The sequence below is a fragment of the Streptomyces pseudovenezuelae genome (assembly GCF_029892565.1).
Taxonomy (GTDB): Bacteria; Actinomycetota; Actinomycetes; order Streptomycetales; family Streptomycetaceae; genus Streptomyces; species Streptomyces pseudovenezuelae_A.
On record NZ_JARXVH010000004.1, the window covers coordinates 530067 to 554951 of the forward strand.

The 24885-nt window shown below is 71.5% G+C and carries 23 protein-coding genes; 16 read left to right on the plus strand and 7 right to left on the minus strand.

All coding sequences use genetic code 11. From position 1 onward, the window contains the following. Window positions 1-71: 71 nt before the first annotated feature. The gene (locus tag M2283_RS15185; RefSeq protein ID WP_280876717.1) at window positions 72-974 is read right to left on the minus strand and encodes a LysR family transcriptional regulator; all 903 of its coding nucleotides are present in this window, start codon (window positions 972-974) and stop codon (window positions 72-74) included. A 156-nt stretch (window positions 975-1130) separates the two neighbouring features. Here M2283_RS15185 and M2283_RS15190 point away from each other — a divergent pair, with 156 nt between their 5' ends. After that, window positions 1131-2024: an SDR family oxidoreductase gene (locus tag M2283_RS15190; RefSeq protein ID WP_280876718.1), complete on the plus strand. Its 894-nt coding sequence runs from the start codon at window positions 1131-1133 to the stop codon at window positions 2022-2024. Here the strand turns inward: M2283_RS15190 and M2283_RS15195 are convergent. Next, the gene (locus M2283_RS15195) at window positions 2012-3025 is read right to left on the minus strand and encodes an EamA family transporter (RefSeq protein ID WP_280876719.1); all 1014 of its coding nucleotides are present in this window, start codon (window positions 3023-3025) and stop codon (window positions 2012-2014) included. The genes M2283_RS15190 and M2283_RS15195 overlap by 13 nt on opposite strands. A gap of 106 nt (window positions 3026-3131) precedes the next feature. Between M2283_RS15195 and M2283_RS15200 the strand changes: the two genes are divergently transcribed. Further along, window positions 3132-3635 carry a MarR family winged helix-turn-helix transcriptional regulator gene (locus tag M2283_RS15200; RefSeq protein WP_280876720.1) on the plus strand — a complete coding sequence of 168 codons (504 nt, stop codon included), beginning with the start codon at window positions 3132-3134 and terminating at the stop codon, window positions 3633-3635. 19 nt (window positions 3636-3654) lie between these two features. Here the strand turns inward: M2283_RS15200 and M2283_RS15205 are convergent, their stop codons facing one another. Beyond that, window positions 3655-5187, minus strand: coding sequence for an FAD-dependent monooxygenase (locus M2283_RS15205; RefSeq protein WP_280876721.1), 1533 nt, complete (start codon window positions 5185-5187; stop codon window positions 3655-3657). Window positions 5188-5385: 198 nt separating this feature from the next. Between M2283_RS15205 and M2283_RS15210 the strand changes: the two genes are divergently transcribed. After that, complete coding sequence (locus M2283_RS15210) at window positions 5386-5967, plus strand: TetR family transcriptional regulator (protein WP_280876722.1); 582 nt, start codon at window positions 5386-5388, stop codon at window positions 5965-5967. 86 nt (window positions 5968-6053) lie between these two features. Here M2283_RS15210 and M2283_RS15215 read toward each other — a convergent pair whose 3' ends face one another. The 3 genes from M2283_RS15215 to M2283_RS15225 all read right to left on the minus strand — a co-directional run bounded on the left by M2283_RS15215 (window position 6054) and on the right by M2283_RS15225 (window position 8862). Then, the gene (locus tag M2283_RS15215; RefSeq protein ID WP_280876723.1) at window positions 6054-6317 is read right to left on the minus strand and encodes a hypothetical protein; all 264 of its coding nucleotides are present in this window, start codon (window positions 6315-6317) and stop codon (window positions 6054-6056) included. 116 nt (window positions 6318-6433) lie between these two features. Further along, window positions 6434-8593: a 4-alpha-glucanotransferase gene (gene malQ, locus M2283_RS15220; RefSeq protein ID WP_280876724.1), complete on the minus strand. Its 2160-nt coding sequence runs from the start codon at window positions 8591-8593 to the stop codon at window positions 6434-6436. Between the two features lie 29 nt (window positions 8594-8622). After that, window positions 8623-8862 carry a hypothetical protein gene (locus M2283_RS15225; protein WP_280876988.1) on the minus strand — a complete coding sequence of 80 codons (240 nt, stop codon included), beginning with the start codon at window positions 8860-8862 and terminating at the stop codon, window positions 8623-8625. Window positions 8863-9064: 202 nt separating this feature from the next. Here M2283_RS15225 and M2283_RS15230 point away from each other — a divergent pair, with 202 nt between their 5' ends. The 3 genes from M2283_RS15230 to M2283_RS15240 are packed head-to-tail and all read left to right on the plus strand — an operon-like array spanning window position 9065 to window position 11657. After that, on the plus strand, window positions 9065-9598 hold the full coding sequence (locus M2283_RS15230) for a PadR family transcriptional regulator (RefSeq protein WP_280876725.1): 534 nt from the start codon (window positions 9065-9067) through the stop codon (window positions 9596-9598). Then, a complete protein-coding gene (locus M2283_RS15235) occupies window positions 9595-10293 on the plus strand; it encodes an ABC transporter ATP-binding protein (protein WP_280876726.1) in 699 nt (232 codons plus the stop codon). Before M2283_RS15230 ends, M2283_RS15235 begins: the two co-directional genes overlap by 4 nt. Next, window positions 10290-11657 (plus strand): FtsX-like permease family protein, encoded by a 1368-nt coding sequence (locus tag M2283_RS15240; protein WP_280876727.1) that lies wholly within the window; start codon window positions 10290-10292, stop codon window positions 11655-11657. The genes M2283_RS15235 and M2283_RS15240 overlap by 4 nt, the downstream gene beginning before the upstream one ends. A gap of 121 nt (window positions 11658-11778) precedes the next feature. On the opposite strand, the gene M2283_RS15245 is transcribed toward M2283_RS15240, so the two are convergent. Then, a complete protein-coding gene (locus tag M2283_RS15245; RefSeq protein ID WP_280876728.1) occupies window positions 11779-12315 on the minus strand; it encodes an HNH endonuclease in 537 nt (178 codons plus the stop codon). Between the two features lie 332 nt (window positions 12316-12647). Between M2283_RS15245 and M2283_RS15250 the strand changes: the two genes are divergently transcribed. The 10 genes from M2283_RS15250 to M2283_RS15295 all read left to right on the plus strand — a co-directional run bounded on the left by M2283_RS15250 (window position 12648) and on the right by M2283_RS15295 (window position 24882). Then, a complete protein-coding gene (locus M2283_RS15250; protein WP_280876729.1) occupies window positions 12648-13751 on the plus strand; it encodes a mechanosensitive ion channel family protein in 1104 nt (367 codons plus the stop codon). Window positions 13752-13967: 216 nt separating this feature from the next. Beyond that, window positions 13968-15179 (plus strand): ROK family transcriptional regulator, encoded by a 1212-nt coding sequence (locus tag M2283_RS15255; RefSeq protein WP_280876730.1) that lies wholly within the window; start codon window positions 13968-13970, stop codon window positions 15177-15179. 99 nt (window positions 15180-15278) lie between these two features. Continuing rightward, window positions 15279-16616: an ABC transporter substrate-binding protein gene (locus tag M2283_RS15260; RefSeq protein ID WP_280876731.1), complete on the plus strand. Its 1338-nt coding sequence runs from the start codon at window positions 15279-15281 to the stop codon at window positions 16614-16616. Then, entirely contained in the window at window positions 16616-17584 is a 969-nt protein-coding gene (locus M2283_RS15265) for a carbohydrate ABC transporter permease (RefSeq protein WP_280876732.1), read from the plus strand. The genes M2283_RS15260 and M2283_RS15265 overlap by 1 nt, the downstream gene beginning before the upstream one ends. A gap of 2 nt (window positions 17585-17586) precedes the next feature. Then, the gene (locus M2283_RS15270; RefSeq protein WP_280876733.1) at window positions 17587-18480 is read left to right on the plus strand and encodes a carbohydrate ABC transporter permease; all 894 of its coding nucleotides are present in this window, start codon (window positions 17587-17589) and stop codon (window positions 18478-18480) included. 6 nt (window positions 18481-18486) lie between these two features. Beyond that, the gene (locus tag M2283_RS15275; protein ID WP_280876734.1) at window positions 18487-19752 is read left to right on the plus strand and encodes a 6-phospho-beta-glucosidase; all 1266 of its coding nucleotides are present in this window, start codon (window positions 18487-18489) and stop codon (window positions 19750-19752) included. Further along, a complete protein-coding gene (locus M2283_RS15280) occupies window positions 19743-20714 on the plus strand; it encodes an N-acetylglucosamine kinase (protein ID WP_280876735.1) in 972 nt (323 codons plus the stop codon). The genes M2283_RS15275 and M2283_RS15280 overlap by 10 nt, the downstream gene beginning before the upstream one ends. A gap of 194 nt (window positions 20715-20908) precedes the next feature. After that, window positions 20909-22366, plus strand: coding sequence for a hypothetical protein (locus tag M2283_RS15285; RefSeq protein WP_280876736.1), 1458 nt, complete (start codon window positions 20909-20911; stop codon window positions 22364-22366). Between the two features lie 56 nt (window positions 22367-22422). Further along, on the plus strand, window positions 22423-23460 hold the full coding sequence (locus tag M2283_RS15290) for a glutamate ABC transporter substrate-binding protein (RefSeq protein ID WP_280876737.1): 1038 nt from the start codon (window positions 22423-22425) through the stop codon (window positions 23458-23460). Window positions 23461-23541: 81 nt separating this feature from the next. Then, complete coding sequence (locus M2283_RS15295; RefSeq protein ID WP_280876738.1) at window positions 23542-24882, plus strand: hypothetical protein; 1341 nt, start codon at window positions 23542-23544, stop codon at window positions 24880-24882. Window positions 24883-24885 lie beyond the last annotated feature (3 nt).

Sequence of the window (24885 nt, forward strand, 5' to 3'; positions counted from 1 at the left end):
GTGCCGCAGGCGCGCCGCAACTCCGTCAGGAGCGCCCGTCGCGGCAACCGCATCGTGGAAGCCGGCGGCGGCTACACCGGTTCCGGGCCCGTGAGATGACTCCGGGCCGCCTTGCGGAACGCGGTGACCAGGCGGCCCCGGTCGCCCGCGCGGGTGGCCAGGGCGACCTGGGAGGGTGCGACGCCGTCCAGCGGTACGACGGTGAGGTCGGGGCGCAGGGGCCGGCCGCGCGGGTGGGCGGTGATGGCCACTGCCCGGCCGTCGGCGACGACCTCGAACTTGTCCTCCAGGGCACCGACGACGGGCCCGTCGGGAGCACGGCTGCCGTCCGGGCGGGGGTCCAGCCGCCAGAAGGCCTCCCACGCGGGATCGGCGCCGGGGATCCGGGGCAGCGGCTCGTCGGCGATGTCGTCGACGGTGACGAACTCCTTGCCGGCCAGCCGGTGGTCGAGGGGCAGCACGACGACCCGCTGCTCGTCGTAGAGGACCGTCACCTCCAACCCGGCGCTGGGCAGCGGCAGTCGGGTCACCAGGGCGTCCACCCGGTGGTCGAGCAGGGCCTCACGGGACTCACCGAAACCCAGGTGCCGGGTCTCCACCTCGGCGTCGGGGTGCCGGTGGCGCAGTTCGCGCACGGCGGGGGTGACGATCACGCCCGCGGTGAAGCCGACGGTGATCAGGGTCGGCCGGGCGGCGGCGCGGGACTGCGCGGTGGCCTGGGCGGCGGAGTGCAGCAACGCCTCGGCGTGCGGCAGGAACACCTCGCCGGCCTCGGTGAGCCGGGTGCCCCGCGGGGTGCGGTCCAGGAGCCGGGCGCCCACCTGCTGTTCCAGGCGGCGGATCTGCCGGCTCAGGGAGGGCTGGGTGGTGTGCAGGGCCTCGGCGGCCCGGCCGAAGTGCCGGTGCTCGGCCACGGCGGTGAAGTAGCGGACCAGACGGAGGTCGAGGTCCGGGGTGCCGTCTGAGAGGGGCATGCTCTCAGCGTACCGCCACGGCCTGGGGTGATGCCCAGAACGTATTGCGCCATGCGAAACAGGCTTTGGACGCGGAGGGGTACCTCTTCGGACGATGGAAGCACAGCACCTCATCTCTCCGGAGGTGCGGCCCTCCTGTCTTCCGAAGGACACACCATGCGCGTTTTCGTCACGGGTGCGACCGGCTTCATCGGTTCCGCCGTGGTCCGCGAACTCCTCGGCGCCGGTCACCAGGTCACCGGCCTCGCCCGCTCTGAACAGTCCGCGGCGGCACTGGCGGACGCCGGGGCCGACGTGCAGCACGGAAGCCTCGCCGACCTCGACAGCCTGACCAAGGGCGCCGCGTCCGCCGACGCGGTCGCCCATCTGGCGTTCATCCACGACTTCTCGGACTTCGAGGCGTCCTGCGCGGCTGACCTGCGGGCCATCCAGACGATCGGCGCCGCACTCGAAGGCTCCGGCAAGCCCTTCGCGATCTCGTCGGGAACGGCGGGACTGCGGCCCGGCCACCTCGTGACCGAGGACTACACGCCGCAGGGCGAGTGGTTCGGCTCGCCCCGGCTGCGGTCGGAGACCACCGCACTCGGGCTGGCCGACCAGGGGATCCGCTCGTCCTCCGTCCGCTTCGCACCCACCGTGCACGGCCGGGGCGACCACGGCTTCGTCCACCTGCTGATCGAGATCGCCCGCGCCAAGGGCTTCTCGGCGTACATCGGCGACGGCGCCAACCGCTGGCCCGCCGTGCACCGCCTGGACGCGGCACGCCTGTTCCGACTGGCACTCGAAGGGGCCCCGGCGGGCACGCGGGTGCATGCGATCGCCGAGGAGGGCATCGCGTTCCGCGACATCGCCGAAACGATCGGCCGCCACCTGGACCTGCCGGTCAACGCCATCTCCCCCGACGAGGCGGACACCCACTTCGGCTGGATCGGCCGCATCGCCGCCCTCGACATCCCCGCGTCGAGCCAACTGACCCGCGAGCACCTGGGCTGGGAGCCGACGGAGCCGGGCCTGATCGCGGACCTGGCGGAGGGGCACTACTTCGGCTGACGGGCTACGGGGGCGGCTGTTGCTCGGGCTGCGGGTTCGGCTGTTGCTCGGGGCGCGGGTTCGGCTGACGCCCTGCCCGCTGCACGGACCGACGCGGCGAGCGGCAATCCCGTGCCCATCCTCCCCACCGAGGCCATCCGCCTTCCCGCCAACTGCCCTGCCACCGTCGCCCCGAACGCCAGCGCCATCCCCGCCAGTTGGACCGGCGTCAGCGCCTGCCCGAGGGCAGACCAACCGACGATCGCCGCCGTCAACGGAGACAGCGGGCCGAGGAACGTGACCTGGGTGGCGGTGAGGCGGCCGATGCCGCGGAACCAGAGCCAGTAGGCGAGGGCGGTGTTGGCGAGGGCGAGGTAGAGGTAGCCGCCGATCGCGCGGCCGTCGAGTGCCGGTGGGGCACCCTCGACCAGGAGGGCCAGCGGGGCTATGAGCAGGCCGCCCGCGGTGAGCTGCCAGGCGGTGAGCGCCAGTGGGCCCACGCCCTCGGGCCGACCCCACTTCTTGGTGAGCACCGTGCCGGTCGACATGGACGCGGTCGAGGCGACGGCGGCCAGCACACCGACGGAGTCCAGCGCGCCGGCCGCCTTCAGTACGACCAGACTGACGCCGAACGCGGCCACGATCCCGGCGACCAGCGCCCGCGCCGTAGGCCGCTGCCCGAGCAACAGCGCCGACAGGCCGATCACGAACAGCGGCCCGACCGAGCCGACCACGGCCGCCATCCCGCCGGGCATCCGGTACGCGGACAGGAACAGCAGCGGGAAGAACGCGCCGATGTTCAGCGCCCCGAGCACCGCCGCCTTCGCCCACCAGATGCCCCGCGGCAGTACCCGGGCGAGCGCCAGCAGGACCAGCCCGGCGGGCAGCGCACGCATCAGCCCGGTGAACAGCGGCCGGTCCGGCGGCAGGAACTCCGTGGTGACGGCGTAGGTGCTGCCCCAGGAGATGGGCGCCAGAGCGGTGAGCACGGTCAGGGTCGAACGCCGGCTTGCGGTGGCCATGGGACGCACCCTTCGAGATAGGTTGATGCTAATTAGCTTAGCCCTAAGCGACTTACCGTCAAGCCACTTTCTTGCGGCCGATCGACCCTCGGCGGATACTCGACCCATGACCCACAAGGACCCCGTCGACGCGATCGTCGAGCAGTGGGCGGCGGTGCGGCCCGAACTCGACACCGCCGCGATGGAGGTCTTCGGGCGGATCTTCCGGCTCTCCCGGGAGATGGGCGACCGCATGGAGAAGGCGTACGCGCCCTACGGCATCGCACGCGGCGAGTTCGACGTGCTGGCCACCCTGCGCCGCTCCGGCGAGCCGCACACCCTCTCGCCCCGCCAGCTCTCGGCGACGCTGATGCTCACCACGGGCGGCATGACCGGCCGCCTCGACAGACTGGAACGGGCCGGCCTGCTCCGCCGCTCCCCCGACCCGCACGACCGCCGCGCCCTCCAAGTCACCCTGACCGAGAAGGGCTTGGACGTCGTCGACCGCGCGGTCGGCGCCGGCCTCGCCGCCGAGACGGAGGCCCTGTCCGCCCTCGACGGCGAACAGGCCAGCCAACTGGCCGACCTGCTCAGAGAATTGCTCGTGGGGACACAGAACACCCAGCCCTAGCGGGGAAGTTCAGCCCCGTTCAGCCCATGTGCGCGGCGAGCGCCCGCTCGATCGCCGGCGCGTCCGCCGAGTCCGCCGCCCAGGCCACGTATCCATCGGGCCGCACCAGCACGGTCGTACGCCGCCGGCTCGCCCAACGCTCCACGGCCAGCCGGTCCTTGCGGGCGCCCTGGCCGTCGTACCCCTCATGCCCCTCTGACCCTTCGTAACTCCCCGCCTCAGCCGCCTCCGGCGCCCCCTCCGGGCTCTCCGGCGTGATCAGTACGAACCGGCCGCCGCGCAGCGCCTCGTACAGACGGCCGCCGTCCTTCAGTGCGACGTCCGGGACGCGGGTGCCGGTGAGGCGGTGGGCGCCCCGGGGGGACGGGTAGGCGAAGCCGAGGCCGGAGACCTGAGCGAGGGCCCTGCGCTGGACGGGGCGGGCCACGTTGACGAAGGCCGAGACGAGGCCGCGGACGGCGCGCTGTACCGGGCTCTGCGCGCGGGCCAGCCGGACCAGACCGCCGCTGCTGCGCAGTACCGCCTCGCCGACCGGGTGCCGTTCGGACTGGTAGGTGTCGAGGAGGCCCTCGGGCGCCCGGCCCTGGACGGCCGCGGCGAGCTTCCAGCCGAGGTTGGCCGCGTCCTGGAGGCCGGTGTTCATGCCCTGACCGCCGGCCGGGGAGTGGATGTGCGCGGCGTCGCCCGCGAGGAAGACCCGCCCGACCCGGTACTCCGGCGCCTGGCGCTCGTCGCTGTGGAAGCGGGAGAGCCAACGGGCGTCGTGCATGCCGTAGTCGGTGCCCAGGGCACGCCGGGTGACCTCCTTGATCTCGTCGAGGTCGAGCGGGGCGTCGTCGGCCACCTCGTTGCGGCGGTTCCAGCCCATGACCCGGTACCAGCCGTCGCCGAACGAGGCGACCATCGCGAAGGCGTCGCCCGCGCCGTTGACCGTGAGCACACCCTCGGGCGGCTGCGCGAGCCGCACGTCCGCCAGGAAGAGCGACTTGATGACCGAGACACCGGGGAAGGGCAGCCCTACCGCCTGGCGTACGGCGCTGTGGTGGCCGTCGGCGCCGACGACATAGGCGGCCCGGCGGGTGCCGACCTCGCCGTCCGCACCACGGACGTCCAGGTCGACCCCTTCGTCGTCCTGCCGCAGCCCCACGACCTCCGCCTCGTGCTCGAACACGACACCGGCCTCGCGCGCCCGCCGCTCCAGCAGCCGCTCCACCTCGTACTGCGGGGTGATCAGCAGGAACGGGAACCGGGACGGCAGCGTGCCCAGATCGAGCGTGAGCCGGCGGAAGAGGCGCAGGCCGGTGATGGTGTCGCCGGTGGCGAGCAGCTGGTCGGCCAGGCCGCGGGCGTCGAGCTGCTCCAGGGTGCGGGCGTGCACACCGAAGGCCCGGGACAGGTTGCTGATCTCGTGCGGCCGCCTTTCGAGCAGGGTGACGGGGACGCCGGCGGTGGCGAGGTCACCGGCCAGCAGCAGACCCGTGGGGCCGGAGCCGACGACGATCACGGGGGTGGCGGTGCCGTTCATTCCGTTCGTGCCGTTCGCGGCGCTCATGGTGGCCTCCTGATGCCGACGCTTGCCTGCCTACGCCTGTTGACCAACATCCGCTTACCAACGTCTGTTTGCCAACGCTTGTTGACGAAGATAGACGCACCTCGACGCATAAGTCAACACGTGTTGGCAAACGAAAGTTGGCATACGCCTGTTGGCCTACACTTGTTGACCAACACACGTTGGCCTACGCTCGTGGGCATGAACGGGAGTGACACCACAGGCACCACGCGTCGCCGCTCCGACGGCACGCGCGACGCGATCCTCACCGCCGCCCGCGAGCGTTTCGCGGCCGACGGATACGAGCGCGCCACCATCCGCGCCATCGCCAAGGACGCCCGCATCGACCCGTCGATGGTGATGCGCTACTACGGCAACAAGGAGGGCCTCTTCGCGGCGGCCGTCTCCGTCGACCTGAAGCTGCCCGACGTCGGCGCACTGCGTCGGCAGGAGGTCGGTGAGGTCCTCGTCAAGCACTTCCTCACCCTGTGGGAAGCGAACGAGGTGCTCACGGCCCTGCTCCGGGTCGGCGCCACCAGCGAGGCCGGGGCGGCGCGGATGCAGGCCATCTTCCGCGACCAGTTGCTGCCGGTCGCCCGCCAGGTGTGCCCGGACCCCGAGCAGATCCCGACCCGGGCCGCCCTGTGCGCGACGCAGTTGCTGGGGCTGGCGCTGACCCGTTACGTGCTGCGGCTGCCGCCGGTCGTGGCGCTGGCGCGCGAGGAGATCGTGGCGTGGCTGGCGCCCACGATCCAGCGGTACCTGACCAGGCCGAGCCCCTGAAACACACTGAGGGCGCCGTCCTCGCGGTGCGTACGGCGGATGCGCGTACGTACGGCGGGGACGGCGCCCTCAGTGAGGAAGTACGGTCAGACCTTCGCCTTGGCCGCAGCCTTGGTCTTCGGCTCGCGGTCCTTGGACTTGTCCAGGGCCAGCACCAGGCCCGCGATGATCGCGAACAGGGCGAGCGGCGTCAGCACGTAGAGGCTCAGCGTCTCGATGACGCTCAGGCCCTTGCCGGGGTCGTCGCCGTCGTCGCGCGCCAGCGCGAGCGCGGGGGACGACATGAGCAGCATCATCAGCGTCGTTCCGGCAGCCAGGGCGCCGGCGCGCAGGGCGTTCTTCTTGTCCACGGTCACAAAAGTATCGAACGACGAATGAGGCCGCTCGTCCGGGGGTGCCGTACGAGGGGCACCCCGCCGGAGGAACCGCCGCGCCCCGCCCTCACATCCCGCCGCACCACCTCGATTCACCCCGCCCGTACCACCTCGATCAGGGCGTGCAGGCGCGGTGAGGCCGCGAGTTCCTCCAGGGTGACCGGACGGCCGTCGGCGTCCGCGATCGGCAGCCGCCAGTTCGGGTACTGGTCCCAGGTGCCCGGCAGGTTCTGTGGCCGGCGGTCGCCGACCGTGTCGGGGAGCCAGATGCCGATCAGGTGGGCCGGGGTGCGCAGCAGGAAGCGGTGCACGGCCTGGATCTCGGCCTCCTCCGTCGAGGTGCTGTGCCCGCCGCCCGTGCCGTGCAGCAGGCCGAGCCGGGCGAGCAGCGCCAGCCACTCCCCTGTCTCCGCCGCCGCCTCCGCCCGCTCCTCGGCCACCGGGCGGGTCAACAGGCCCAGGTGGTCGCGGAGTTCGACGTGTTCGCCGGTGAGGCGGGCGGCGGTGGACGGCAGGTCGTGGGTGGTGGCGGTGGCGAGGCAGTCGGCGCGCCAGCCCTCGGGCGGCACGGGACGGCCGTCGCCCTCCCAGTCCCGTTCGAACCACAGGACGGAGGTGCCGAAGACCCCGCGCTCGCGCAGCGCCTCCCGCACGCCGGGCTCCACGGTCCCCAGGTCCTCGCCGATCACGAAGGACCCGGCCCGCTCGGCCTCCAGGACCAGGACGGCGAGCATGGCCTCGGCGTCGTAGCGGACGTAGGTGCCCTCCGTGGGCGGGCGGCCCTGGGGGACCCACCAGAGGCGGAACAGGCCCATGACGTGGTCGATGCGCAGGGCGCCGGCGTAGCGGAACAGGGCGCGCAGGAGCCGCCGGTAGGGCGCGTAGCCCGACTCGGCGAGGCGGTCCGGGCGCCAGGGCGGCAGGCCCCAGTCCTGGCCACGGGAGTTGAAGGCGTCCGGCGGGGCGCCCACCGACATCCCGGCGGCGAAGTACTCCTGCTGCGCCCAGGCGTCGGCGCCCTGCGGGTGCACGCCGACCGCGAGGTCGTGGACGAGCCCGACCGGCATGCCGGACTCGCGTGCGGTGCGCTGGGCGGCGGTGAGTTGGGCGTCGGTGAGCCAGGCGAGCCGGCAGTGGAAGTCGACGCGGTCCATCAACTCGCCGCGGGCGCGCGCCGTTTCGGCCGAGCGCGGGTCGCGCAGCGCGTCCGGCCACCGGCTCCAGTCCGCGCCGTGCACCTCGGCGAGGGCGTACCAGGTGGCGTGGTCCTCCAGCGCCTCGCCCTCCCGGGCCAGGAAGTCGACGTACTCGGCCCGCCGCCCGGGCCCGAGCGGCACCTCGCGGATCAGCTCCAGGGCCTCCCGTTTCAGCTCCCAGACCGCGTCCCGGTCGATCAACTCGCCCTTCTCCAGCACCGATTCGCGCAACCGTCCGGCCCGCTCCAGCAGCGTCTGCAGCCGCTCGGGCTCGGTGACGTAGGCGTACTCGGGGACGTCCTCGACGCGCAGGTGGACGGGGTCGGGGAAGCGGCGGGAGGAGGGGCGGTAGGGGGACGGGTCGGTGGGCGGTCCTGGCACGGCCGCGTGCAGGGGGTTGACCTGGATGAAGCCGGCACCGAGCGCACGGCCTGCCCAGGCGCTGAGTTCACCGAGATCGCCCAGGTCGCCCATGCCCCAGGAGCGTTGGGAGAGCAGGGAGTAGAGCTGGACGAGCAGTCCGTACGAGCGTCCCGTGGGCGTGGGCAGATGGGCCGGGGCGACGACCAGGTGGGCTTCGGCGGTGCGGCCGTCGGGCGCGGTGGCGGTCAACCGGTGGACACCGTGCGGGAGTTGGTCCACGTCGGCCCGCGTCTCGCCCTGCTCGGTCTCGATCCGCAGCCGGGTGCCGGCCGGGAGATCCGCGAGGGCGGCTGACGTACCGCCGCTCCAGACCACCACGGTCGGGGGCAGCAGCCGCTCGGCCAGCTCCCGCTCACGGGCGTCGAGCGCCGCGCGCGCCGCCTCCGGACTGCTCGCGTCGACACCGAGGGCGGCCAGGGCGAGGGTGACGGCAGTACCGGAAGCCGTGACCGTGCGGTCCGGGGAGGGGCTGTAGGAGCTGGCGACGCCGTACAGCGCGGCCAGCCGGGCCAGGTCCTCGGCGTACGGGTCCGCGGCGGCGGAGTCCGCGGCCGGCGGCTCCTCGGAGTGCGGGTCCTGTGGGGACAGGCCCTCGGCGGACGGTTCGGGTGCGTCCGGCTCCTGCGCGCTCATCCACGGCCTCCTGGCGCCTGCGGGGTCATCTACAGCGCCGTGAATTCCGGCTCTACGTCGGCGAACGGCGCCGACTCGCTGGTCAGCGAGGGCGCGTCGGCGAGCGGTGGCTCGCTGGTCAGGGGCTCGGCGTCGGGCAGCGGAGGTTCGCTGGTCAGCGGGGTCTCGGCGCAGGCGCCCTCCGCGCTGAAGACGCAGATGTACGCCTCGGGCTCGGTGGACGGCGACTGCGCCACGGGTTTGGACAGGGGGTGTGCCGGTGCGGCCACGGGGGCCTCCTTGTCGATACGGCTCGGGTACGGCGGGCTCTGCGGGCATTCGGAGCCCTACCCAGTGGACGCCACGGCAGACGTGAGAGGGGGGACTACGTGCCACTCCTCACATTTTGCGTCGAGTCGCCGCCGGCCGTACCCGGAGACCGCCGGATCCCACTATTCACTCAGTACATGTATCGCGTGCATAATGATGGCCATGAGCACCCGCCACATCCTGTTGGGGCTGCTCGCCTCGGGGCCGAGCCATGGCTACGACCTCAAGCGACGGCACGACGAACGCTTCCCGCAGGCCCGTCCACTCGCCTACGGGCAGGTCTACACGACCCTGCAGCGCCTGGTCCGGGACGGCCTCGCGGAGGTCGAGGGCACCGATTCGGACGGCGGTCCGGAGCGGACCAAGTACCGCTGGACCGAGGAGGGCGAGCGTGAACTGGCCGAGTGGGCACGGGAGATCGCGCCGCCCGCGCCCTTCGTGACGAACGAGATCTTCGCCAAGGTCGTCGTCTCGATCCTGTCCGGCGGTGACGCGGACGCCTATCTGCGTGCCCAACGCGCCGCCCACATGGAGCGGATGCGGGAGCTGACGGCGGTGAAGACCGCGCGGGGCGCCGATCTCGCGACCGTGCTCTCGGCCGACTACGCCCTCAACCACCTTGATGCCGACCTCCGTTGGATGACCACCACGGGGGTCCGGCTCACCACTCTGATCGCGGAGGTAGACGCAGCATGAGCGACAAGGGGGGCGAGACGGTGCCGCTGCTGGCGGCCCGTGACCTCGTCAAGGCGCACGGCAGGACCGAGGCCCTGCGCGGCGCGTCGGTCGAGCTGCGCGACGGTGAGCTGCTCGCCGTGACCGGCGCGAGCGGCAGCGGGAAGTCGACGTTGCTGCACTGTCTCGCCGGGATCGTCCGGCCGGACGCGGGCTCGGTGACGTATGCGGGGCAGCGGCTGGACGAGTTGCCGGAGAAGCGGCTGAGCGAGCTGCGGCGGACCGAGTTCGGGGTGGTGTTCCAGTTCGGGCAGCTGATACCCGAGCTGACGGCGCTGGACAACGTGGCGCTGCCGCTGCTGCTCGCGGGGGCCGCGCGCACGGAGGCGCAGGGTGAGGCCGGCGAGTGGCTGGAGCGGTTCGGGGTGCGCGGGCAGGGGGAGCTGCGGCCCGGCGAGATGAGCGGCGGCCAGGCCCAACGGGTCGCGTTGGCACGGGCGTTGGTGACCGCCCCGCGGATCGTGTTCGCGGACGAGCCGACCGGCGCGCTCGACTCCCTGACGACCGAGCAGGTGATGACGGCCCTGGTCAGGACGGTTCGCGAGGCGGGCACGGCCGTCGTCCTCGTCACCCACGACGACCAGGTGGCGGCCTACGCGGACCGGGAGATACGCCTGACCGACGGGGCCGTGGCCGCGCAGGGGGTGGCGGCGTGAGCGCCCTGTTCGCCGATCTGCGCCTCGCCTGGCTGCTCACCCGGGGTTCCGATCGGCGGGAGTGGTGGCGGGTCGGGCTCACGGTGGTGGGGGCGGCGCTGGCGACGGGGGTCGGGCTGGGGGTCGTAGCGCTGCTGTCCTTGGACGGGTGGTACTCCGTGTCCTTCGGGTCCGGGCTGTTCGACTCCCCCAGTGACCGGCAGAACGTGGGTCTCGCGCTGGGGCTGCTGCTCATCCCGGTGCTGGGGTTCCTCGGGCAGTGTGCGCGGATCGGGGCGGTGCACCGGGACCGGCGGCTGGCCGCGCTGCGGCTCGCGGGGGCCGAGCCCTGGCAGGTGCGGCGGATCGCGGCGCTGGAGTCGGGGCCCGCCTGTCTGGCCGGTTCGGTGCTCGCCACGGCCGTCTTCGTGCCGGTGCTGCTGCACGCATGGTCGAGCCCGACCGCCGTGGCCTGGGCCGGGATCGTCCTGGTCGCCGTGGCCGTGCCGGTGCTGGGCGCGGCCGTGGGCATGGTGTCGCTGCGCCGGGTGGTGGCCGATCCGCTGGGCCGGATCCGGCGGACGCGGCCGGCGCGGGGGCCGGGGCGGCTGTTCCGTACGGTGACCTGGCTGCTGGTGGCGACGGAGCTGTTCATCGCGGTGACGCCGGTCTTCGGCAGCCCCGTCTCCTTCGACCTCGGCCCGGTCGCGGTGATCCTCCTGGCCGTGCTGGCCGGCCTCACCGCGATCTGGCTGTCCGGCGCCTCCTCCCGCCAGCTGGGCGAGGGCTTCGCGGCCGGCACCGGGCGCCCCGCGCTGCTGATCGCGGCGGAGCGGCTGCGCGAGGACCCCTGGGCGACCGCCCGCACCCACGCGGCGGTTCTGCTGGTGACGGTCGTCGGCTCGGGCTTCGCGGGCGTGCGCCAGGTGCTGCTCGCGCATCTGGCCGAAATGCGCCGCGAGGGCAGCCTCGGGACGGACATGGCCTACTACACGACCGGCATCGACCTGACCGGCGCCGCGATCCTCATCGCCCTTGCGCTCGTCCTGACCGGCCTGGCCGTCGGCACCGCCGAGTCCCTGGCCACCCGGCGCCGGGGCCTGGCCGCACAGGCCGCCGCCGGGGTGCCGCACTCCGTACTGGCCCGGGCGCTGCTCCTGGAGACCGCGCTGCCGCTGACCCCCGCGATCGCGGTGGCGGGCCTCGGCGGCCTGGCGATCAGCGTCTGGTACGGCTCGGCCGCCTCGGCGCACACGGCCGTGCCCGTGCCGTACGCCGCGCTGCTGGTCCCCGGTGCCGTGTACGCGGCCTGTCTGCTGGCGGCGGCCACCTCGCTGCCCCTGCTGCGCCGCTCGGTCCGCCCGGCGGAGCTGCGCTACGCGTGAGCCCATGACGATCCGCCCCCGGGAGCACGACGGGGCTCCCCGGGGCGGATCACGCACCGTGCCGCATCCGCCGTATTCGCCATATCGCCGCTGACCAGGGGATATGCGAAAGCCCGGATCGTCAGGCGGATATGCCGTCGATCCGGGCCATGGCGTCTTCCGCGCCGTACGGTTGCAAGTACGGCATCCAGCGCGGGTCCCTGTGTCCGGTCCCGATGATGCGCCAGGCCAGTCCGGAGGGTGGGGCGGGTTTGTGGCGCAGCCGCCAGCCGATCTCGAAGAGGTGTCGGTCGGCCTTCACGTGGTTGCAGCGGCGGCAGGACGCCACCACGTTGTCCCAGACGTGCTTGCCCCCGCGGCTGCGCGGAATGACATGGTCGACGCTGGTTGCGACGCCACCGCAGTACATGCACCGGCCCCCGTCACGCGCGAACAGCGCCCGCCGGGTAAGAGGAACGGGCCCCCGATAGGGAACCCGTACGAATCGCTTGAGCCGGACCACGCTGGGTGCGGGGACTGTGACGGTTGCGCTGTGCATAAAGGCGCCGGATTCCTCCAAGGCGACAGCCTTGTTCTCCAGGACGAGGACGAGCGCGCGGCGGAGCGGTACGACGCCGAGTGGCTCGTACGACGCATTGAGTACCAGGACGTGCGGCACGGATGCCTCCTTGTGCGTCGGCGGCGCGTGGCTCGCGCCGGGACGATCTGTAGTCAGTCTCCCCTCATGCCTGGTGGAAGCGCCACCATGTCCCGGTAACGGGCTGGGAGTGTTTTCGACCACATCTGGAGCATGCCCCGGGCGGGGAATGCTTCATCCCACCTGTACTTCCCCGCCTGGGCGCGGTCTCTCCCCAGAAGACGGCAACGATCCACACACGATGCCCCGATAGTGTGGTGAACCTGCCCCGCCGGTGACCTTTTCGTGACCTGAGAGCCCGAGACCTTGACCGCCGGCCGGTGGGGTGGAGGCTGCACCTGGAGGTACCTGCCGTGTCCTTGTCCGCCGTCCTACTGGCCGCCGGTACGTCGCCGTCACCGACCCCCTCGGGGTCGACGACTCCGGCGGTGCCCTCGCTGCAGGACGCCCAGGAGAGCGCGACCAACGCCGCCAGCTGGGTCGAGCAGAACTGGTCCACATGGCTGGCGATCAGCCTGCGGGTGCTGCTCATCCTGGTGATCGCCGGAGTGCTGAGAGTCTTCGTACGGCGGGCGATCACTAAGCTCATCGACCGGATGACCCGCACCGTGCAGGCGGTCGACGGCACCGCGCTGGGCGGTCTGCTGGTCAACGTCGAGCGGCGCCGGCAGCGGTCCCAGGCGATCGGCTCGGTGCTGCGCTCGGTGGCGAGCTTCCTGATCCTCGGCACGGCCGCGCTGATGATCCTGGGCACGTTCCAGATCAACCTGGCCCCACTCCTGGCCTCCGCCGGTGTCGCGGGCGTCGCGATCGGTTTCGGTGCCCGCAACCTCGTCACGGACTTCCTCTCCGGCGTCTTCATGATCCTGGAGGACCAGTACGGCGTCGGCGACCAGATCGACTCCGGCGTCGCCTCCGGCGAGGTCATCGAGGTCGGCCTGCGCGTGACCAAGCTGCGCGGCGACAACGGCGAGATCTGGTACGTCCGCAACGGCGAGATCAAGCGCATCGGCAACCTCTCCCAGGGCTGGGCCACCGCGGGCGTCGACGTGACCGTCAAGTCCTCCGAGGATCTGGACCGGGTCAAGGCCACCCTCGACGAGGTCGCCGAGAAGATGACCGCCGAGGAGCCCTGGAACGAGCTGCTGTGGAGCCCGATCGAGGTGCTCGGCCTGGACAGCGTCCTGCTCGACTCGATGGTCGTCCGGGTCACCGCCAAGACGATGCCCGGCAAGTCCCTCTCGGTCGAGCGCGAGCTGCGCTGGCGGATCAAGCGGGCCTTCGACGCGGCCGACATCCGCATCGTCGGCGGCGCGACGGCCCCGCTCGAAGACAGCGAGACCCCCGACCCGACGGCAGCCGTGGCGGCCCCCTCGGTGTACTCCAACGCGGACTCCCCACAGGCTGCAGCGGCCTCACCGCTCGCCCAGCAGCGGCCTTCGACTCCGGCGAAGTAGCCCGCGGCCAGCGAGAAACCGCCCCCCAGGTAACGAGTCTGTTGCCTCGGGGGCGGTTTCTATTGACGCCCCCTTCGCACCGGGCTTACGTTCCTTTCCAGCCAATAGGAAACTTTCCTAACAGTGATCACCGCCGACTGAGAACATGATCGGCGGATGGACTTCCAGCGCAGACCGCTGAGAAGCTGGGCAGTCGAAAGGCAGGTGTCGACCCACATGGCAGGAACAGCCGGCACGCCGGGCACCCCGCGCGTCCTGCGCGCCATGAACGACCGCGCCGCCCTGGACCTCCTCCTGGAGCACGGCCCGCTCTCCCGCACCCGGATCGGCAAGCTCACCGGCCTGTCCAAGCCGACCGCCTCGCAGCTCCTGGCCCGCCTGGAGGCGGCCGGGCTCGTGCTCGCCACCGGCACCACCGAGGGCCGCCCGGGCCCCAACGCCCAGCTCTACGAGGTCAATCCGACGGCCGCGTACGCCGCCGGGCTCGACGTCACCCCCGAGCGCATCCTGGCCGCGGTCGCCGACGTCACCGGCCGCACGGTGGGCTCGTACGAACTGCCCACCCCGGGCAGGCGGCCGGTCCAGCCCGTGGTCCGGCAGGTCACCGACGCCCTCGACGGCGCCGTGAAGGCCGCCGGGCTCGCCCGGGACGACGTCCACCGGCTCGTCATCGGCACCCCCGGCGCCTTCGACCCCAACACCGGCCGGCTGCGCTACGCCTCGCACCTGCCGGGCTGGCACACCCCGGCCCTGCTCGACGAACTCGCGGCCGCGCTGCCTATGCCGGTCGAGTACGAGAACGACGTGAACCTCGCCGCCGTCGCCGAACAGCGGCTCGGCGCGGCCCGCGGACACGCGGACTTCGTGCTGCTGTGGAACGAGGGCGGCCTCGGCGCCGCCCTGATCCTCGGCGGCCGGCTGCACCGCGGCTGGACCGGCGGCGCCGGCGAGGTCGGCTTCCTGCCGGTGCCGGGCGCACCCCTGGTCCGGCAGGTGACCAAGGCCAACAGCGGTGGTTACCAGGAACTGGCCGGTTCGCAGGCGATTCCCAAGCTGGCCCGGCAGCTGGGCGTCGAGGACATCCCCTCGGGCTCGTCCGCCGAGGTCGCCGCCGCCCTCGTCGCCCGCGCCGCCGAGACCGACAGCGGCCCGGAACGGCAGATGTTGGAGACGTACGCGACACATCTGGCCACCGGTCTCGCCTCGCTGGTCTCCGTCCTCGACCCCGAACTCGTCGTCCTCAGCGGCGACTCGCTGACCTCCGGCGGCGAGACGCTGCGCGCCCTGGTCCAGGCCGAGCTGGAGGAGCTGGCCGCCTCCCGGCCCCGGCTCGTCGTCGGCGACGTCACCGAACACCCCGTGCTGCGCGGCGCGTTGGAGAGCGCGCTCGCGACCACCCGCGACGAGGTCTTCGACACCTCGCGCTGAACCCCTTCAGCCCCACGTCCTACGCCCGCCCCGTCCTCCTCTTTCCTCTTTCCTCTTTCTTCCCTCGCCCACCTCGCCCCGTCCCTGGGAGACCCTGCCATGCCCGGAATGTCCCGGAAAGCGGCCGTCGCTCTCGCCGCCTCCGCCTCCATCGCCCTCTTGGCCACCGCCTGTACCGGTCAGTCCTCCTCCGGCTCCGACGACGACGCCTCGAAGGACACGACCATCAACTTCTGGCACGCCTGGAGCGCGCCGAACGAGGTGAAGGCCGTCAAGACACTGGTCGCCGGCTTCGAGAAGGCCCACCCCAACATCCACGTCAACATCGTCGGCAACGTCACCGACGACAAGATCAACCAGGCGCTGCGCGCGGGCGGCGGCAAGGCCCCCGACGTGATCTCGTCGTTCACCACGAACAACGTCGGCAAGTTCTGCTCCTCGGGCGCCCTGGTCGATCTGAACCCCTTCTTCAAGAAGGCGGACATCGACCCGGAGACGACGTTCCCGAAGGCGATGAACGAGTACACCCAGTTCGACGGCAACCGCTGCACGGCGCCGCTGCTCGGTGACGCCTACGGCCTCTACTACAACAAGACGGCGTTCGCGAAGGCCGGCATCAAGACCCCGCCGAAGACCTGGACCGAGTTCGAGGCCGACGCCAAGAAGCTGACGATCTCCGACGGCGACAGCTACAAGCAGCTCGGGTTCATGCCGAACTACCACGGCTGGGAGACCACGACCGAGCACATCTTCGCGCAGTTCTCGCCGACGTACTTCGACTCCAGCGGCAAGTCGAACGTCGCCAAGGACCCGGCGTTCACCGCCGGTTTCGACCTGCAGAAGAAGCTCGTGGACGAACTCGGCGGATTCCAGAAGCTGGAGAAGTACCGCGCCACGCTGGGCGACGAATGGGGCGCCAAGCACCCCTTCCACACCGGCCAGGTCGCGATGCAGCTGGACGGTGAATGGCGCCTTGGCATGGCGCTGGACGCGAAGCCGAAGTTCGAGATCGGGGTGGCCCCGCTGCCCGTCCCCGACGACCAGGCCGACCAGTACGGCAAGGGCTACATCACCGGCACCATCACCGGTATCGCCGCCACCAGCCACAAGCAGAACGCGGCCTGGGAGCTGGTGAAGTACATGACCACGGACACGGACGCGGTGGTCGGCTTCGCCAACGACATCCACAACGTGCCCTCCACGCTGGCCGCCCTGAAGTCCCCGAAGCTGAAGTACGACCCGCGCTTCAAGACCTTCCTGGACATCGCCGCGAACCCCAACTCGACCACGAGCCCGGCCTCCATCAACGGCGGCCAGTACCTGGTGACGATCCAGAACTTCGGCTACGACTTCGAGCGCGGCAAGGTGAAGAACCTCAAGTCCGGTCTGGACAGCACGGCCAAGCAGATCGACACGGACATCGCGCAGGCGAAGTAATGGCCACGATCACTCTGGCGTCGAAGCGCCGCCGTTCTGGCCTCGCTGCGAAGCAGCGGAAACAAGCACTGCGCACTTTCGCCTTCATGTCGCCCTGGTTGATCGGGTTCGCGGTCTTCTTCGCGTACCCGATGATCTCGACGATCTACTTCTCCTTCATGCACTACGACGGCTTCAAACCGCCGACGTGGAGCGGCACGAAGAACTGGACGTACGTCTTCGAGCACTACCCGCTGTTCTGGCCCGCGCTGCGCAACACGCTGTGGCTGGTCGTGATCACGGTGACCCTGCGGGTCCTGTTCGGGCTCGGTGTCGGCCTGCTGATCACCAAGATCAAGACGGCCACGGGTGTCTTCCGCACCCTGTTCTACCTGCCCTACCTCGCCCCGCCGGTGGCGGCCACGATGGCGTTCGCCTTCCTACTCAACCCCGGTACGGGCCCGGTCAACTCGATCCTGGAGAAGATCGGCATCCCGGCGCCGGGCTGGTTCAACGACCCCGCCTGGTCCAAGCCGGCCCTCACCCTGCTCGCCCTGTGGGGCATCGGCGACCTCATGGTCATCTTCATGGCCGCGCTGCTCGACGTACCGAAAGAGCAGTACGAGGCGGCCGAGTTGGACGGCGCGTCGGCCTGGCAGCGGTTCCGGTTCGTCACGCTGCCCAACATCTCGCCGATCGTCATGTTCGCGGTGGTCACCGGCGTGATCCAGGCGATGCAGTACTACACCCAGCCACTGATCGCGGGGAAGGTCGCCTCGGGCGTGATCCAGGGCGCGGGCACGCAGTTCGAGCCCGGCTATCCGGAGAAGTCCACGCTCACCCTCCCCCAGCTCGTCTACAACCTCGGCTTCCAGCGCTTCGACTACGGCTCCGCGTGTGTCGTCGCCCTCGTCCTCTTCGTGCTGTCGATGGCGTTCACCGCGTTGCTGATGCGGCGTCGGGGCGGTCTCAACCTGGCAGGTGACTGACCATGACCCAAGTCCTGGACAAGCCGGTGGAGTTGGGGACCCCGGCCTCCCCCGCCGAACGCACGGCCCGCCGCCGGGCGTTCCTGGAGTGGATCGCGATCCACTCGCTCGGCGTCGCGGCAGCGCTCTTCTTCACGCTCCCGTTCGTGTTCGTGTTCCTGACCTCGCTGATGAGCGACACCCAGGCCCTCAGCCGCGATCTGATCCCGCACACCTGGGAGTGGGGCAACTACAAGAAGGTCTTCGACACCCCGGGCTTTTTGACCTGGTGGAAGAACACCCTGATCTACGCCGGTCTCGGCACCGTCCTGAGCGTCGCGTCGTCGATCCCGGTGGCGTACGCGCTCGCCAAGTTCCGCTTCCGCGGCCGGAATCTCTCCCTGATGCTGGTCATCTCGATGATGATGCTGCCGCCGCAGGTGGTCATCATCCCGATGTACCTGTTCTGGGCGAAGCAGCTGGACCTGTCCGGCACGCTGTGGCCGCTGATCATCCCGATGGCGTTCGGCGACGCGTTCACCATCTTCCTGCTGCGCCAGTTCCTGCTGACCATCCCGAACGAGTACCTGGACGCGGCGAAGGTCGACGGCTGCGGCGAACTGCGCACCCTGCTGCGGGTCGTGCTCCCGATGGCCAAGCCCGGCATCGCGGCCGTCGCGCTCTTCCAGTTCTTCTACGCCTGGAACGACTACTTCGGCCCCCAGATCTACGCGTCCGAGAACCCGGGCGCCTGGACGCTGAGTTACGGCCTGGAGTCCTTCAAGGGCGCGCACCACACCGACTGGAATCTGACCATGGCCGCGACCGTACTGGTCATGGCCCCCGTGATCCTCGTCTTCTTCTTCGCCCAGAAGGCGTTCGTCGAGGGCGTCACGCTCACCGGAGTGAAGGGTTAACCCCGTATGAAACTCACCGTGGTCGGCGGAGGCTCGACCTACACGCCCGAACTCATCGACGGCTTCGCCCGGTTGCGGGACACCCTGCCCATCGAGGAACTCGTCCTGGTCGACCCGGCTGCCGAGCGGCTTGAGCTGGTCGGCGGTCTGGCCCGCCGGATCTTCGCCAAGCAGGGGCACGACGGCAAGATCGTCACCACCTCCGACCTGGACGCGGGCGTGGACGGCGCCGACGCGGTGCTGCTGCAACTGCGCGTCGGCGGACAGGCGGCCCGGCAGCAGGACGAGACCTGGCCGCTGGAGTGCGGCTGCGTCGGCCAGGAGACCACCGGCGCGGGCGGCCTGGCCAAGGCACTGCGCACGGTCCCGGTGGTCCTGGACATCGCGGAACGGGTCCGCCGCGCCAACCCGGACGCCTGGATCATCGACTTCACCAACCCGGTGGGGATCGTGACCCGCGCGCTGCTCCAGGCCGGCCACAAGGCGGTCGGGCTGTGCAACGTGGCGATCGGCTTCCAGCGCAAGTTCGCCGGAATGCTCGGAGTCGCACCGACCGACCTCCACCTCGACCACGTGGGCCTCAACCACCTCACCTGGGAGACCGGCGTGCGCCTGGGCGGCCCCGAGGGCGAGAACGTGCTGCCCAAGCTGCTGGCCGAGCACGCCGACGCGATCGCCGCCGACCTGCACCTGCCGCGCGTCCTGCTGGACCGGCTCGGCGTGGTCCCGTCGTACTACCTGCGCTACTTCTACGCCCATGACGAGGTCGTCCGCGAGCTGCGCACCAAGCCCTCCCGGGCCGCCGAAGTGGCGGAGATGGAGCGGCAGTTGCTGACGATGTACGGCGATCCGGCGCTGGACGAGAAGCCGGAGCTGCTGGCCAAGCGGGGCGGCGCCTACTACTCGGAGGCGGCCGTGGACCTCGCGGCCTCGCTGCTCGGCGCGGGCGGATCGCCGTACCAGGTGGTGAACGCCTACAACCGGGGCACGCTGCCCTTCCTGCCCGACGACGCGGTGATCGAGGTCCAGGCGGCCGTCGGCCCGCACGGCCCGTCCCCGCTGCCGGTGCCCGCCGTCGACCCGCTGTACGCGGGCCTGATGGCGAACGTGACCGCCTACGAGGACCTGGCTCTGGAGGCCGCCCTGCGCGGCGGCCGCGACCGGGTGTTCAAGGCGCTGCTCGCGCATCCCCTGATCGGCCAGTTCGAGTACGCCGAGGCCCTCACCGACCAGCTGATCGCACACAACCAGGAGCACCTCGCGTGGGCATGACCGCACGTGTCCTCGCCGTCGACGCCGGCAACAGCAAGACCGACGTCGCGGTCGTGGCGGCCGACGGCGAGATCCTCGCCACGGCCCGCGGCGGCGGGTTCCGGCCGCCCACGGTGGGCGTGGAGACGGCCGTGGACTCCGTCGCGGCGGCGGTGGAGCGGGCCTTCGCCGCGGCCGGGGTGGAGTCGGTCGAGCACGTCTCCGCGTGTCTCGCCAACGCCGACTTCCCGGTGGAGGAGGAGCAGTTGGCGGCGGCACTGCACGCGCGCGGGTGGGGTGCGGGCATCGAGGTGCGCAACGACACCTTCGCCATCCTGCGGGCCGGCATCACCGAGCCGCGCGGGGTCGCCGTGGTGTGCGGGGCGGGCATCAACTGCGTCGGCATGCGCCCCGACGGCCGTACCGCCCGCTTCCCCGCGCTCGGCCGCATCTCCGGTGACTGGGGCGGTGGTTGGGGCCTGGCGGAGGAGGCCCTGTGGTTCGCCGCCCGGGCCGAGGACGGGCGCGGCGAGCCGACGGCGCTGGCGCACACCCTGCCCGCCCACTTCGGCCACACCACCATGCTCGCGCTGATCGAGGCCCTGCACCTGGAGCAGGTCGCGAGCGCCCGGCGGCACGAGCTGACGCCGGTCCTGTTCGCCACCGCGGCCGACGGCGACCCGGTCGCCCGCGCGCTCGTGGACCGGCTGGCGGACGAGGTGGTGACCATGGCGACGGTGGCGCTGACCCGACTTGAGCTGCTGGAGGAGGAGACCCCGGTGCTGCTGGGCGGCGGAGTGCTGGCCGCGCAGCATCCCCAACTCAGCGACGGCATACGGGACTTGCTGGCGGTGCGCGCACCGAAGGCGGTGCCGTTGGTGGTCACGGCGAGCCCGGTGCTGGGGGCGGCGCTGCTCGGCCTCGACCGGGTGGGAGCGGCGGTCGAGGTGCACCGGCGCGTGCGGGCGCACTTCGAGGGGTGAGGTCGCGGGAACCGAACTGATTCCGGCGGCGTATTCATGGGCAGGGGGTGCTGCGGGCGTCGCGCCGTACCGGTATACCGGCTACTGAACCGCGCTCCACCGGCTGCGATCGGATCAAGATCCAGTGAAGGCCGGTGCGGATGTCAGTACGGGCAGCGATACTTGCGGCGACGATGACCATGGGGGAGGTCGAAGTGACACACCCGCCGAAGAGCACCACGGCGCCACCGGGTTCCGGGCTGCCCACGATGCCGGTCGTGCCACCGCCGCAGGGACAGCCCGTGCCGCCCGCCGCGGCACCCGGCTCCCCCGCCGCGCCCGAGCCCGGTCCCGCGCGCCGTACGGCCTTCGCCGAGGGCGCCGACAAGCTGCGCGCCGCCGCGACCACCGAGCCGGGGCGGCTGCGGATCATCGGCGCGCTGCTCGCCCTGCTCGTCGTCCTCTTCGGCGCGATCACCGCCTGGCAGATGTCGGACCGGGCGGCCGCCGCCGACGACGTCCTCAACCGCAGCCAGCCGCTCAGCTCCGACGCCGCCGACATCTACCGCGCGCTCGCCGACGCCAACACCGCGGCGGCCAGCGGCTATCTGGCGGGCCTGCAGGAGAAGCCCGCGATGCGGAAGGGCTACGAGGACGACATACGGGAGGCCGCGGACAAGCTGGTCACGGCCGCCGCCAACTCGGATGCCGGGTCCGAATCGGCGAAGGCCATCGCCCAGCTCAACGAGCAACTGCCGGAGTACAAGGGCCTGGTCGAGACGGCCCGGGCCAACAACCGGCAGGGCTTCCCGGTGGGCGGCGCCTATCTGCGGGCGGCGAACGAGAAGATGCAGAAGCAGATGCTGCCGAAGGCCCAGGACCTGTACACCTGGGAGAACCAGCGGCTGCAGTCGGACTACGCGGACGCGAAGGCGTTCCCGTGGGCCGCGCTCGGCCTCGGCGTCGCCGTGCTGGCCGCCCTGGTCTGGGCCCAGCGGCGCAACTACCAGCGCACCAACCGGGTGTTGAACCACGGCCTGATCACCGCTTCGGGTGCCTGCGTGGTGGTCCTGCTCTGGCTGGTCGTCGGCCATACGGTGGCCCGCGCGGGCCTGAACGACTCCTACGACCACGGCGTCCGCTCGCTCAACGTCCTCCAGGACGCCCGCATCGCCTCCCTGACGGCCCGCAGCGACGAGAACCTCAGCCTGATCCGCCGGGGCGCCGACACCCAGAAGGTCGGCGACGAGACCCGGGACGCCTACGCGGTGGGCTACGAGACCCAGATCGGTCAGCTCGCCTCGGCGCTCGCCAAGGCCGACTCCCTCGCCGACGACTCGGCGGGCCAGAAGCCGGTCGCGGACGCCAACAGCTTCATGAAGGCGTGGAAGGACCGGCACGTGGTGGCCCAGGGCTTGAACGACAAGGGCAACTACCAGCAGGCCCGGGACAAGGTCATCGGCGTCGGCAAGGACCCGACCAGCGTGTGCTTCGACAACGTCGACAAGGCGCTGGTGACAGCACTCGACCATGAGCAGGCCGAGTTCAAGCAGGCCGCGACCGGCGGCCGGGACGCCTTCACAGGACTGCCGTACGGGGCCGCGGTGCTCGCGGTGCTGGCCGCGGCCGGCGCGGTGCTCGGCATCGGGCGCAGGCTGTCGGAGTACCGGTGAACAGGGCCGTGGGGAACTGGATTCGGGGGAAGAGGGCTCCGAAAGGGGGCGTGAGGATGAACGCACACCGTCTGTCACAGCGTCTGCGATCCAGCCTCCGGGGCTGGGGCGGGGTGGGCGCGATGGCGGTCGCCTGCGCTCTCACCGTGGTCTTCGTGCTGCTGCCCCTGGCCCAGTCGAAGGGCGCGGACGGCTCCGTCGGGACCGGCGGGCAGGGCGTCGCCCAGGGCAGGCAGGCCAAGGCGGAGGAGTGCACGGACCCGCAGGACCAGAGCCTGTCGCCGACGGGCGGCGGCGCCACGACGACCATCGACGAGATCAAGGCCCGCAAGGACCGGCGCCTGATCGTCGGCGTCGACACCAACAGCTACCGCTGGGGCTACCTCGACCCGAACAACGCCTCCGGCGCGCTGGAGGGCTTCGACATCGACCTCGTGCACCGGATCGCCCAGGACATCCTCGGCGACCCGGAGGCGGTCTCGTTCAAGGCGATACCGACCAGTCGCCGGATAGAGGCGGTCGAGAGCGGCGAGGTCGACATGGTGGTCCGCACCATGACGATCAACTGCGACCGGATCAAGCAAGTCGCCTTCTCCGCGCCCTACTTCAGGACCGGCCAGCAGGTCCTCGCGCCCAAGACCTCGACGATCACCGGCTTCAACGCCACTCTGGCGAACAAGAAGGTCTGCTCGGCGGAGACCTCCACGGCGCTCGACAGCCTGAAGGCGGCGAAGGGCAACAAGATCCCCGACTCGGTCAAAATCGTCGAGCCCGTCCCCAACCAGCTGGACTGCCTGGTGAAGTTGCAGCTCGGTGAGGTCGACGCGGTGGTGACGGACGGCGCGCTCGCCGCGAGCCAGGCCGCGCAGGATCCGGCGGTGGAGCTCAAGGGCCCGCCGTTCACCGACGAGTACTACGGCGTGGCGATGAACCTGAAGGCCGACGATCTGGTACGCCAGGTCAACCGGACCCTGCGCAGCTACATCGACGACGGCGGCTGGACGGCGTCGTACGCGAAGTGGCTGCACGCGACCCTGGACCAGGGCGACAAGAAGTCGACCTCGGCGACCCCTCCCGCGGCGCACTACAAGTGAACGACCATCGGCTGACGGACGATTGACGGAACACGGCGAGACCACGACACAACGGCACACGACAGCAGCGAGAGGTGATCGATGGGCGTCACGGACCCCGCCGGGCCGGTGATGGACCGGGACGAGGTGGACCGTGCGCTGGCGCGGCTCGGCGCGGAGCACGAGGCGGTCGAGACCTCGCTGCTCGCCCTGCAGGACCACGCGGGCCGCAGACTCCTCGAAGGCGCCGAGCTGACGGGCACCACCAAGGAGCGCTGGGCGTCCGCGGACGCGTCGATCACGCTGCTGTGGGCGTACTTCGACGCGTACACCGACGCGTTGCGCTCCGCCCGGGACATCCGCTCCCGGCGCCGCTGGTCCAGCCGCGAGGACCTGGTCGAGCTGACCGAGCTGCTGCGCGGCGAGTGCGTCACCGTCGCGGGCTCGGTGTCCACGGAGGTCACGGCGAACGCGCCGACGCTGGGGTCCGGCGCCGCCGGCAAGCTCAGCCAGCGCTTCTCGCTGGTGTCGCTGGTGGACCGGATGAACGAGCTGTACGCGACGAGCCTGGACATGGTCGTCACCGCCGACGCGGTGTGGTCGGCGCTGCCCGCGCGGATCGATTTACTGGCCGCGGAGCTCCAGCGCACCCGCAAGCTCGCCCACTCCGTCGGTGTGCGCCCCGGTGAGCACCCGGCCGGCGACGACCTGGAACGCATCACCCGCACCCTGACCTCGCTGCGCGAGCAGGTGGTGTCCGACCCGCTCGCCTACTGGGTCGCGGCGCAGGGGAGTTCGGCCCCGGGCGGCGGCCGGCCCGACACCGCGGTGTACGACCGTGAGGCGCGCGCCCTGGAGGATGTGCGCCGCGAGATCGACGCCGTGCTCACCGTCCGGCAGGACGCGGAGCAGCGGCTGGTGAGGCTGCGGGACGTGCTCTCGCGCGCGGACCGCACGCTCGCCGAGGCGCGTATCGCGCGCGGCGAGGTGCTGGCGAAGATCGCCGCCACGGAGGTGCCGGTGGTCAGCGGCCCGCCGACCGTGCTGCAGGAGCAGTTGGCGACGGCCGCCGAGTACCGCAGGCACGCCCAGTGGCACCGGCTGTCCCCGCTCCTGGAGTCCCTGGAGCAGAAGGCGGAGGACGAACTGCTGCGCGCCCGCGAGTCGTTGAGCGCGGTCACCCAGCCGCTGGCGGTCCGCGCGGAGCTGCGCGGCCGGCTGGACGCGTACAAGGCGAAGGTCGCCCGGCACGGGCTCGCCGAGGACCGCTTCCTGATCGAGCGGTACGACGCGGCCCGCCGCATGCTGTGGAGCGCGCCCTGCGATCTGCGGGTGGCCGAACAGGCCGTGCTGCGCTACCAGCACGCGGCGGCCGAACTGCTCACCGCCCCACGCGTACCGGACCCGGGCGGCCCGCAGGATCGTAGGGGGCCGGGAGCATGAGCG

What these genes read in the sequence shown, in the direction of transcription:
- M2283_RS15185 (WP_280876717.1), bottom strand. Translation starts at nt 974, where the DNA reads ATGCCCCTCTCAGACGGCACCCCGGACCTCGACCTCCGTCTGGTCCGC.
- M2283_RS15190 (WP_280876718.1), top strand. Translation starts at nt 1,131, where the DNA reads ATGCGCGTTTTCGTCACGGGTGCGACCGGCTTCATCGGTTCCGCCGTG.
- M2283_RS15195 (WP_280876719.1), bottom strand. Translation starts at nt 3,025, where the DNA reads ATGGCCACCGCAAGCCGGCGTTCGACCCTGACCGTGCTCACCGCTCTG.
- M2283_RS15200 (WP_280876720.1), top strand. Translation starts at nt 3,132, where the DNA reads ATGACCCACAAGGACCCCGTCGACGCGATCGTCGAGCAGTGGGCGGCG.
- M2283_RS15205 (WP_280876721.1), bottom strand. Translation starts at nt 5,187, where the DNA reads ATGAGCGCCGCGAACGGCACGAACGGAATGAACGGCACCGCCACCCCC.
- M2283_RS15210 (WP_280876722.1), top strand. Translation starts at nt 5,386, where the DNA reads ATGAACGGGAGTGACACCACAGGCACCACGCGTCGCCGCTCCGACGGC.
- malQ (WP_280876724.1), bottom strand. Translation starts at nt 8,593, where the DNA reads ATGAGCGCGCAGGAGCCGGACGCACCCGAACCGTCCGCCGAGGGCCTG.
- M2283_RS15230 (WP_280876725.1), top strand. Translation starts at nt 9,065, where the DNA reads ATGAGCACCCGCCACATCCTGTTGGGGCTGCTCGCCTCGGGGCCGAGC.
- M2283_RS15235 (WP_280876726.1), top strand. Translation starts at nt 9,595, where the DNA reads ATGAGCGACAAGGGGGGCGAGACGGTGCCGCTGCTGGCGGCCCGTGAC.
- M2283_RS15255 (WP_280876730.1), top strand. Translation starts at nt 13,968, where the DNA reads ATGGCAGGAACAGCCGGCACGCCGGGCACCCCGCGCGTCCTGCGCGCC.
- M2283_RS15260 (WP_280876731.1), top strand. Translation starts at nt 15,279, where the DNA reads ATGCCCGGAATGTCCCGGAAAGCGGCCGTCGCTCTCGCCGCCTCCGCC.
- M2283_RS15265 (WP_280876732.1), top strand. Translation starts at nt 16,616, where the DNA reads ATGGCCACGATCACTCTGGCGTCGAAGCGCCGCCGTTCTGGCCTCGCT.
- M2283_RS15270 (WP_280876733.1), top strand. Translation starts at nt 17,587, where the DNA reads ATGACCCAAGTCCTGGACAAGCCGGTGGAGTTGGGGACCCCGGCCTCC.
- M2283_RS15275 (WP_280876734.1), top strand. Translation starts at nt 18,487, where the DNA reads ATGAAACTCACCGTGGTCGGCGGAGGCTCGACCTACACGCCCGAACTC.
- M2283_RS15290 (WP_280876737.1), top strand. Translation starts at nt 22,423, where the DNA reads ATGAACGCACACCGTCTGTCACAGCGTCTGCGATCCAGCCTCCGGGGC.
- M2283_RS15295 (WP_280876738.1), top strand. Translation starts at nt 23,542, where the DNA reads ATGGGCGTCACGGACCCCGCCGGGCCGGTGATGGACCGGGACGAGGTG.